The 9,676-nt window shown below is 61.3% G+C and carries 8 protein-coding genes and 1 pseudogene; 7 read left to right on the plus strand and 2 right to left on the minus strand.

Features of this window, described 5'->3' with window-relative positions:
* Both E8A46_RS03880 and E8A46_RS03885 read right to left on the minus strand, forming a co-directional pair.
* Positions 1-723: pseudogene (locus E8A46_RS03880) on the minus strand (tetratricopeptide repeat protein); the annotation flags it as partial.
* A gap of 180 nt (positions 724-903) precedes the next feature.
* Positions 904-2,706, minus strand: a complete 1,803-nt coding sequence (locus E8A46_RS03885; protein WP_291557716.1) for an adenine deaminase C-terminal domain-containing protein — start codon at positions 2,704-2,706, stop codon at positions 904-906.
* A gap of 304 nt (positions 2,707-3,010) precedes the next feature.
* Here E8A46_RS03885 and E8A46_RS03890 point away from each other — a divergent pair, with 304 nt between their 5' ends.
* The 7 genes from E8A46_RS03890 to E8A46_RS03920 form a co-directional block, all read left to right on the plus strand.
* Positions 3,011-4,369, plus strand: a complete 1,359-nt coding sequence (locus tag E8A46_RS03890) for a hypothetical protein (RefSeq protein ID WP_291557719.1) — start codon at positions 3,011-3,013, stop codon at positions 4,367-4,369.
* 60 nt (positions 4,370-4,429) lie between these two features.
* Positions 4,430-5,626: a methionine adenosyltransferase gene (gene metK, locus E8A46_RS03895; protein ID WP_291557722.1), complete on the plus strand. Its 1,197-nt coding sequence runs from the start codon at positions 4,430-4,432 to the stop codon at positions 5,624-5,626.
* A 76-nt stretch (positions 5,627-5,702) separates the two neighbouring features.
* Positions 5,703-7,133: an adenosylhomocysteinase gene (gene ahcY / locus E8A46_RS03900; RefSeq protein ID WP_291557725.1), complete on the plus strand. Its 1,431-nt coding sequence runs from the start codon at positions 5,703-5,705 to the stop codon at positions 7,131-7,133.
* Between the two features lie 187 nt (positions 7,134-7,320).
* A complete protein-coding gene (locus E8A46_RS03905) occupies positions 7,321-7,569 on the plus strand; it encodes a hypothetical protein (RefSeq protein WP_291557727.1) in 249 nt (82 codons plus the stop codon).
* Between the two features lie 3 nt (positions 7,570-7,572).
* Positions 7,573-8,730, plus strand: coding sequence for a cyclophane-forming radical SAM/SPASM peptide maturase GrrM/OscB (grrM, locus tag E8A46_RS03910; protein WP_291557730.1), 1,158 nt, complete (start codon positions 7,573-7,575; stop codon positions 8,728-8,730).
* 30 nt (positions 8,731-8,760) lie between these two features.
* A complete protein-coding gene (locus E8A46_RS03915; protein WP_291557733.1) occupies positions 8,761-9,294 on the plus strand; it encodes a hypothetical protein in 534 nt (177 codons plus the stop codon).
* A 128-nt stretch (positions 9,295-9,422) separates the two neighbouring features.
* Positions 9,423-9,676 (plus strand): NAD(P)-binding protein (locus E8A46_RS03920; RefSeq protein WP_291557735.1); only part of this gene is annotated, 254 nt, incomplete at its 3' end.

The raw sequence follows: 9,676 nt of genomic DNA on the forward strand, positions 1-9,676 counted from the left end.
CGCTTCCCGGCGGCGTCATGATGTTGGCCGGCGCACGGGCCTTCGCGAGGCTGATCGCCTCGCTGGCATCGGCGATCGCCCGCTCAACCTCGCCCTTGGCGCGCCAAATCACGGTGCGGTTGATCAGGGGTGGGGAAGTGCTGGATCGAGACGGATCGCCTCGTTGATATCGGCGAGCGCGCCGTCGAGATCGCCGAGCGCCTGCCTGGCGGAACCGCGGTTCTGATACGAATAGGCCTGCTTCGGATCGAGCCGGATGGCCTGGTCGTAATCCGCGATGGCGCGGGCATATTCTCCCTTGGAGCGGAAGGCGTTGCCGCGGTTATGAAAGATCGTGCCGCTGGGCGGACCGATCCGCAGCGCGTCGTTGAAATCGGCGATGGCGATGTCGTATTCGCCCTTGTCGTAATAGGCCGAGCCGCGCATGTTGTAGAGCGCGATCTGTCCGCCCTGCAGCCGCAGTGCCTCGGTGGTATCGGCAATCACCTTCGCGTAGTCGCCCTTCTTGTTCCAGCCCACCGCGCGCCAGAAATAGATCGTGGCCAGTTTCTCGCCGGAGAAGACCTTCAGCGCGATGATCTTGTTGCAGGCATCGATCTGCTTGTCGGGGGGCGTTCCTTCGCTGGTGCAGAGCGGGCCGAGCTGCGCGTTGGTTTGGGCAAGGGCAGGGGACGACCACAGCGCCGTCGCGATGAGTGCGAGCCCCAGAATCGAACGGCGCATGAAATCCCCCGGCATCAATGACCCCTGGCAATTGGTTGTCGCCGCGGGCCCTGCGGTTCAACGGTTTGTTGGTTGGATTCGGGGGCACTGGCTCATGGCGGGCTCAGCCGGCATATGCCTTGTCGGGGGAACGAACCGGAAGACAGGAGCCCGAGAGGGGTGATTATTTCGCCATCGGCGTTAGGCCGCATCAAACAGCGGCTGAATCTGCATTTCGGGGACTAGCACGAGGCCTTTGTCGGTGATGCGGATTGCCGGAATGACCGACAGCGGGATGAGGTTGAATCCCATATAGGGAATGCTGCATCCCGCCTTTTCCCACTCGATCTTCAGCGCCTTGACCTGCTCGGCGACGACCGTGACGCGCTGGTCGGAAAGAAGTCCTGCGATCGGCAGCGGAACCATCGCAGTTACTTTGCCGTCCATGACGACGCAGGCGCCGCCCTGGATTTTCTCGATGGCCCGCAACGCTACCTGCATGTCGGCTTCATCGACGCCGGCGATGATGATGTTGTGGCTGTCGTGGCCGACCGAGGAAGCCACCGCGCCGCGTTTCAGATTGAAATTGCTCAGCAAGCCATGGGCGACGTTGCCGGTCGATTTGGCATGGCGTTCCACCACCGTGACGAAGCAAAGACCATGCTTGTCGAAGTGGTCCTTCCAGGTCTTGGCGGGCTCCAGCCGCACGGTGACATGGCCAAGCGTAATTCCGGGCAGCTCGGTCTTGATCGTATGGGCAACCACGGTTTCACTCGGGAGTGGCGGCGTGAGCTTGACCTGCTTCGGCAATTTCACCGTGTGATAGGCGGCGTCCGGATATCGGTAGCGCGTTGAAAGGGCTTGATCGAGCAGCGGCGTGATCTTGCCCCCCTCCACCACGAGTTCGCCGCCATACCAGGTATTGACCGGTTTGTAGTCGTGGTCGAGCAGGACCATGTCGGCGCGCCGGCCGCCGCCCATGCCGCCGATTTCGTCTCCCATGCCGAAGCGCGTGGCGCCATGCAGCGAACCCATCGCCCATGCCTGTTGCAGTGTCATCCCGGCCTTGATCGCTTCCCGCGTTACCCAGTCCAAACCAAATAACATCAGGTCATGGGCATCGCGGTCGTCGGTACAAACCGCCACGCGCTTGTGCGAAGCGCCAAGTTCAGTGACCGTCCTGATCGCCTGCGGCAGACTATGCCATGGCGTGGTCGGCGGTCCGCCGCGCAAGAACAGCCAGACGCCGGCTTCCAGCAAATCATCCGCAATCTCGCGATCGATCGCCTCGTGCGTATCGGTGATGCCGGATGCGGCATAGGCCGCGACGAATTCGCGGCCGTAGACATGTCCTGAAACCGGACGACCTCGTTGCAGCGCCGCCGCGAGAATGGCATGGCTGCGCTCATCGCCCATCGCGACCTGGACGAAGTCCATCTTTTCGCCGAGCGCTACCGCCTCAGGCCATTTGTCGAACAGTGCGGCTATTTTTGCCGCCGTGAGATCGCCGCCGGCGGTTTCGAGTTGGGGTGACGTCGCCGGAACGGTGCTCGGCACGGTGAGGAAGATCGACAGCGGCGCCTGGCGGGCATCCTCCAGCATGGCTTCCACACCGGCGACGTCCATCACGTTGCCGATTTCATGGCTATCGCAGAAGATCGTGGTCGTGCCGTTGAGGAGGGCGGCTTCCGCATAGGCGCAGGCCGTCACCATACTGGACTCGATGTGGATATGCGGATCGACCAGCCCGGGCGCGACGATGCCACCGCGCGCGTCGTAAATTCGAGCTTCCTTGCCATTGTAGGCGCCGGCCGGTTTGACCGCGGCGATGCGGCCGCCTGAAATCCAGATCTCGCGGTCAGGCAGCATCCGTTCCGAGTAGGTTGAGAGCACCCGGGCCCCCTTGATCACCAGATCCGGCGCAGCACGGCCCGACGCGACGGCGGCGAGTTGGCGCGTCAAGGTGGACAAGGGTTTTACCGAAAAGCGGGTGAGAGACGGCATCGATAATCCTCATTTTTGTTGGGCGAAGCCGGCCGCGTCGCAAGTTTCAATTGTCGCACGTTATTAGCAGCAACGACCGATGTTCGCTTGGGGTCCCTTCATTGACATAGGGATGTGTTGGAGCAGAAGCCGTCGCCCATTTTTTGCCAAAGCAGCCAAGCCGCAACGTAAGGGTCCCTGCGTTCGCGGACGACCCCCTGGGAGCTGCGAGGGATTACCCCCAGTGGGCAGAAGATGGTAGGACACCCGCGCCATCCGCCGCTGCCCACCCGCCTGTCCCAAATCCGGCTGCAAAAATCTCCCGATGAAAAACGACCAGATCCTGGGCCTGATTGCCGAATTCTGCCGCCAGGCCGATATGGCGGAATCGACGTTCGGGCGCCGCGCCGTCAACGACGGCAAGCTGGTTCATCGTCTGCGCGAGGGCAAGCGCATCACCATCGACACGCTGGAGCGTATCCAGGCCTATATCGCCGCCTCGATGCCGGGCGGAATGCCGCCGCCGCCGCGGGGCCTCGAAGTTCCGCCCGAGAAGCGCGATCCCCGCGGCAATTTCCGGTTTTTCGAGAACCGGCAGAAATACCTGCTGTTCGTTCATACCTGCAGCGAGAAGCGGGTGATCGCGGACCGGGTGGCGCTGGAGCTTGCCAGCATCCATCCCCGGCCGCCGGCGCTGCGGGTATTCGATGCCGGGGTGGGCGACGGCACGGTGCTGGCGCGAGTCATGCGCTCCATGCACGGCCGCTTTCCCCATATGCCGTTCTATATCGCCGGCAAGGAACTCAGTCTGGAGGATGTCCGGCTGACGCTGGACAAGGTGCCCGACCGGCTGTTTGAGCACCCGGCGACCGTTTTTGTGCTGACAAACATGTATTACGCCGAGGCGCCCTGGCTGACGCCTGCCTCACCGGCCGCCGCCGCGGGCATGATCTGGCATGAGGTGGCCCTGAGGGGCGCCTCCTCGGGGGATTTTGAGGCCCAGATCGCCGAATTGGGCCCGTTTTTGGAGCAAAATTGGCGGGCCAACGTCAGCCCGCGGTCGGGGATGCCGGCCTATGAGCGGCCGGTCGCCATCGTGCTGTACCGGGAAGACCACCGGTTTTTGCTGGATTCGATCATCCCGCGAGCCGGCCGCTCCGAGGCCAATTTCGACCTGGTCATCGCCTCCCAGCCCTATCGGGCCAAATCCTCGGTGAATTTCCGTGCCAAACGTATTATTGCGCCGCTCGCCCGGGCGCTGCGGGCTGGCGGCCGGCTGATCGGAATTCACTCCCATGGCCAGGATCCGGGCATGGAGATCATCCAGGCGGTCTGGCCCGGAGAAAATCCTTTCGCGGTGAGCCGTCATGAGCTATTGCGCGCGGTGAAATACGAGCTGGGCTCGGCCGGGCGCGACCTCAATTTAAACGCATATGCCGATAACCGTTCGATCTTCCGCTATGATATGGAAGCGCTGCCAAATGAGGTCACCGGCTCGATCGGAACCTCGACGGCCTTTGCAGCATGGAACGCGGCGGTGTATGTCGCCCAGATCGAAGACGACCGGTTGACGGAGATGACCCAGAGTGGCCGTTATCTCGATGCCGCCAGGGAGGTTTTGCGCAAGCATAACGGGCTCTGGTTCTACGACGAATCCTACGTCATCTCGCGCCGTCGCGACTGACAAATCAGGACACATTTGGAAAAAAGGACCGCCGAGGTCTGGCGGAAAAGGGGTTGGTTGATGCGCGCGTCTTATCTGTTCACCTCAGAATCGGTTTCCGAAGGCCATCCGGACAAGGTTTGCGACCGGATTTCCGACGAGATCGTCGATCTGTTTTTTCGCGAAGGCCCGAAGGCCGGTATCGATCCCTGGGCGATCCGCGCGGCCTGCGAAACCCTTGCCACCACCAACAAGGTGGTGATCGCCGGTGAAACCCGCGGTCCCAAATCCGTCAACAATGACCAGATCGAGAGCGTGGTTCGCGCGGCGATCAAGGATATCGGCTACGAGCAGGAAGGCTTCCACTGGAAGACCTGCGACATCGAGATCCTGCTGCATCCGCAATCCGCCGACATCGCGCAGGGCGTCGATGCGCTGCAACCGGGCACCAACAAGGAAGAGGGCGCCGGCGACCAGGGCATCATGTTCGGTTACGCCACCAACGAGACGCCGGACCTGATGCCGGCGCCGCTGTTTTATGCCCACAAGATCCTGCGGCTGATTTCGGAAGCCCGCCACTCCGGCAAGGAGAAGGTGCTGGGCCCGGACTCCAAGAGCCAGGTCACAGTGCAATATGAAAACGGCAAGCCGGTCGGCGTGCGCGAGATCGTGGTCTCGCACCAGCATCTGGTCGAGGACATGACATCGAACCAGGTCCGCGATTGCGTCGAGCCCTATGTGCGGCAGGCGCTGCCGGAAGGCTGGATCAACGGCAAGACCATCTGGCACATCAATCCGACCGGAAAATTCTTCATCGGCGGGCCCGACGGCGACACCGGTCTCACCGGCCGCAAGATCATCGTCGATACCTATGGTGGTGCTGCCCCGCACGGCGGCGGCGCGTTCTCCGGCAAGGATCCGACCAAGGTGGATCGATCGGCGGCCTATGCCGCGCGATATCTCGCCAAGAACATCGTTGCCGCGGGCCTGGCCGGGCGCTGCACGCTGCAGCTCGCCTACGCCATCGGCGTGGCGCGGCCGTTGTCGATCTATATCGATACCCACGGCACCGGCCAGGTGCCGGAGGAAACGCTCGAGAAGGCGGTGGCCGAAGCGATGGATCTGACGCCGCGCGGCATCCGCAAGCATCTCGATCTCAACAAGCCGATCTACGCGCGGACCTCGTCCTACGGTCATTTCGGCCGCACGCCGGACAATGAGGGCGGGTTCTCGTGGGAAAAGACCGACCTTGCCGACGCGCTGAAGCGTGCCGTCTGACTTTCTCCGTAATTCTCCTGCGTATTCCGGAAAGCACGGGTGCTTTCCGGAATATGCTTTTTAAGGGATCAAACACATGACCGCCGCCGCCAAGAAGCCCGCCTTCACCGATTACATCGTCAAGGACATTTCGCTCGCCGAATTCGGCCGCAAGGAAATCTCGCTGGCCGAGACCGAGATGCCCGGCCTGATGGCGACGCGCGAGGAATACGGACCCAAGCAATCGCTGAAGGGCGCGCGCATCGCCGGTTCCCTGCACATGACGATCCAGACCGCGGTCCTGATCGAGACGCTGGCGGCACTCGGCGCCGACATCCGCTGGGTCTCCTGCAACATCTATTCGACCCAGGACCATGCCGCTGCCGCGATCGCCGCCGCCGGCATTCCCGTGTTCGCGGTCAAGGGCGAGAGCCTCGCCGAATACTGGGACTACACCGCCAAACTGTTCGACTGGCATGGCGGCGGTACGCCCAACATGATCCTCGATGACGGCGGCGACGCCACCATGCTGGTGCATCACGGCCTGCGCGCCGAAAACGGCGACGTCAAATTCCTCGACAAGCCGGAATCGGAAGAAGAGGAGGTGTTCTTCGCGCTGATCAAGCGCCTCTTGAAGGAAAAGCCGAAGGGCTACTTCGCGGAGATCGCCAAAAACATCAAGGGTGTCTCGGAAGAGACCACCACGGGCGTGCACCGGCTCTACAACATGGAGAAGGAAGGCAAGCTCTTGTTCCCGGCGATCAACGTCAACGACAGCGTGACCAAATCGAAGTTCGACAATCTCTATGGCTGCCGCGAATCGCTGGTCGACGGCATCCGCCGCGGCACCGACGTGATGATGTCGGGCAAGGTGGCGATGGTCGCCGGCTTCGGCGACGTCGGCAAGGGCTCGGCCGCCTCGCTGCGCCAGGCCGGCTGCCGCGTCATGGTGTCGGAGGTCGATCCGATCTGCGCGCTGCAGGCGGCGATGGAAGGCTATGAAGTCGTCACCATGGAAGACGCGGCACCCCGCGCAGACATCTTCGTCACCGCCACCGGCAACAAGGACATCATCACCATCGAGCACATGCGCGCGATGAAGGACCGCGCCATCGTCTGCAACATCGGCCATTTCGACAACGAGATCCAGATCGCGCATCTGCGCAACCTGAAATGGACCAACATCAAGCCGCAGGTCGACGAGATCACTTTTGCGGACGGCAAGCGGATGATCCTGCTGTCGGAAGGCCGCCTGGTGAACCTCGGCAACGCCATGGGGCATCCGAGCTTTGTGATGTCCGCATCGTTCACCAACCAGACGCTGGCGCAGATCGAGCTGTTCGCCAACAACAAGGACGGCAAATACGAAAAGAAGGTCTACGTGCTGCCGAAGTCGCTGGACGAAAAGGTGGCGCGGCTGCATCTCGCCAAGATCGGCGTCAAACTGACCAAACTGCGGCCCGACCAGGCCGACTATATCGGCGTCAAGCCGGAAGGCCCGTTCAAGGCGGATCATTACCGGTATTGATCCTTCGAACGGTCACCTGAACCAGCTAGCTAAGGCCCCGGGGGTATCCGGGGCCTTTTTTGTTTGGCTAGTGAAGCGGATCACACTCCAGGCGGACCAGGCCGGTTAGATTGCAGACGCATTGGTTGCAGCATTCAGCCACGAATGCTAAGGTTGTTGCGCCTTTCAGTCCTTCAAGGAGGACGCTATGTCTAATTTTAGAGAGATGTGGCCGCTAGCCTTCGTTCTGGCAATGGCATCCGGCGCCTCACAGGCCGATACGCCCATTGACACCAACCCGGCAGCGTTTTTTCGCGCCGGCAGCCTGGCAGATGCGCTCCGGAATACCTCGGATGTCGCCGAGGGGAGCGAGAAGCGATCGGCAATTGGCCCGATCCGACTGGCGCAATGGTTCAACTTCTTCAACTGCTTCAGCGGGGTCTGGCGGAGGTGCTGAGCGGTGTGGCGGCCTGTCCTGATCGTTTTGCAGCCGACGCCGTTCTGTAACATCAGCTGTGACTATTGCTATCTGCGCAGCAGAGACGACCGAACGATCATGAGTGCCGAGGTTGTCGGCGCTATCAGCGACAAGATCTTTCCCAAAATTGCTTTTGACGCCGCGCCGACCGTGATCTGGCACGCCGGCGAGCCGACGGTCGTTCCGCTCGCCTGGTATCGCCGCGCCCATTCGGAGTTGCGGCGCACGGCCCCGCCGCAGGCCAACTTTACGCTTCAATCCAACGGGGTCTCGCTCTCGAGCGAGTGGCTGTCGTTCGCGCAGGAAACCGAAACCCAGATCGGTCTGTCGATAGACGGTCCGCAATCCTTCCATGATCTGCGCAGGAAGACCAGGAACGGCAAGGGCACCTGGGCGCTTGTCATGCAAACGCTGCGCCGTCTGCAGGACGGCGGAATCCATCCCAACGTCGTCACGGTGCTGCATCCGCTTTCGCTAAGTGCGGCCGACCAGTATTTCGAATTCTACCGCGATCAAGGCATCACCCATGTGTCGTTCTCAATCGACGAAGCCGAAGGCTGTCACTCGGTCAGTTCGTTCGGGCGCGGGGACCAAAGCGATGCCATCGCGGAATTTCTGCTGACTTTGCTGAAACGCGCCTACGCGGAACAATACCCGCTGCATATCAAGGAAGTCGAACGGATCGCCACCGTCCTGGCCGGCGGCGAACTGAACAACGAACTGATCGATGCCTGGCAAGTGCTGGTGGTCGCGGCGAACGGCGACGTCACGACATTCTCGCCGGAGTTCATGGAGGTGCGGTCCGAGGCGCACCACCATTTCAATTTCGGCAACATTCTCAAGGACGATTTCGATTCGATATTTGCGAGCAATCTCGTCGCCATCACCCAGGCCGAGATTCGGCGCGGCGTCGAGCTCTGTCGCGCGCGCTGCCAGTATTTTGCGGTCTGCGGAGGCGGCGCGCCTGCCAACAAGATGCAGGAAAACGGTTCGCTGGAATCGTCAGAGACCATGTTCTGTAGGATGTCGGTACAGCCCGCCGCCGAGGCTTTCCGCAGGTTCGTGCAATGGGGTGCGCAGCAGGCGCGCCGGAACCACCCTGATTTCAAAAGTGGAATGTTTGCGGAGCAAATTAGTTAACCCGATCGGCGTATTCGATGGAGGCGTGCGATGACGGAATGTCCAGCCTTTTTCTCCAGCCTGTGCGAGCTGACCCAATATTTTCCGGGATTTAGCCGGCAGGAAATAGCGTCCTTCCTCTTCGGCGTGTTGGTGGTGGTGGTTTTTTCGATCGACCACTACAAGGTTCCCACATACGCCAAAACGACAATCGGCGAGTTTATCGAACTCGCCCCGGAATCCCTGACGTCTCATTCGAGATACATGAAGGGCCTCGGCATCTATATCGCGCTCATGCTCGGTTTTTATGCGGTGCTGTTGGCGATCGGTCCGACCGCCCTTGGTCCAATCATGTCGTTCTTGTCAGGCAAGACGGACGGCGGCTTTGACAGTACGATTTGGCCACTTGCCGCGACCTCGATCATCACGCTGGTCGGAAGCGGCGACGACAAATATCTCGGCAGGCTGGAAGGCGCAGGCAGCGCAGCCAGAGGTGCACAGGCTCCGGAACGTGGCCTAGAGCCTTTTCCGTTTCGATTGAATCGAAACGGGGCTCTAGATTCTCGATTTGACGCGTTTTCTTGACGCGAACCGGTTTCCACTTCGCTTGAAAACGCTTTAGCCGGCTTTTCCGATCGCATTGTGGCTCGGTTGGCTCAATCGATCGGCTGGTTTTGGCTTGATTTTTTTTCGTTCTGCGCGCAAATCGAACGATGGACACAACCGCGCCATCAGAACATTTCGACGTCCTGATCGTCGGCGCCGGCCTGTCCGGCATTGGCGCCGGCTTTCACCTGCAGCAGAAGTGCCCCAGCAAGAGCTACGTCATCCTCGAGGGCCGCGACTGCATCGGCGGCACCTGGGATCTGTTCCGCTATCCCGGCATCCGCTCCGACAGCGACATGTTCACGCTCGGCTATTCGTTCAAGCCGTGGACCGAGCCGAAGGCGATCGCGGACGGGCCGCG

Source organism: Bradyrhizobium sp., assembly GCF_004799445.1.
GTDB lineage: Bacteria > Pseudomonadota > Alphaproteobacteria > Rhizobiales > Xanthobacteraceae > Bradyrhizobium.

What these genes read in the sequence shown, in the direction of transcription:
- E8A46_RS03890 (WP_291557719.1), top strand. Translation starts at nt 3,011, where the DNA reads ATGAAAAACGACCAGATCCTGGGCCTGATTGCCGAATTCTGCCGCCAG.
- E8A46_RS03885 (WP_291557716.1), bottom strand. Translation starts at nt 2,706, where the DNA reads ATGCCGTCTCTCACCCGCTTTTCGGTAAAACCCTTGTCCACCTTGACG.
- E8A46_RS03905 (WP_291557727.1), top strand. Translation starts at nt 7,321, where the DNA reads ATGTCTAATTTTAGAGAGATGTGGCCGCTAGCCTTCGTTCTGGCAATG.
- ahcY (WP_291557725.1), top strand. Translation starts at nt 5,703, where the DNA reads ATGACCGCCGCCGCCAAGAAGCCCGCCTTCACCGATTACATCGTCAAG.
- E8A46_RS03915 (WP_291557733.1), top strand. Translation starts at nt 8,761, where the DNA reads ATGACGGAATGTCCAGCCTTTTTCTCCAGCCTGTGCGAGCTGACCCAA.
- metK (WP_291557722.1), top strand. Translation starts at nt 4,430, where the DNA reads ATGCGCGCGTCTTATCTGTTCACCTCAGAATCGGTTTCCGAAGGCCAT.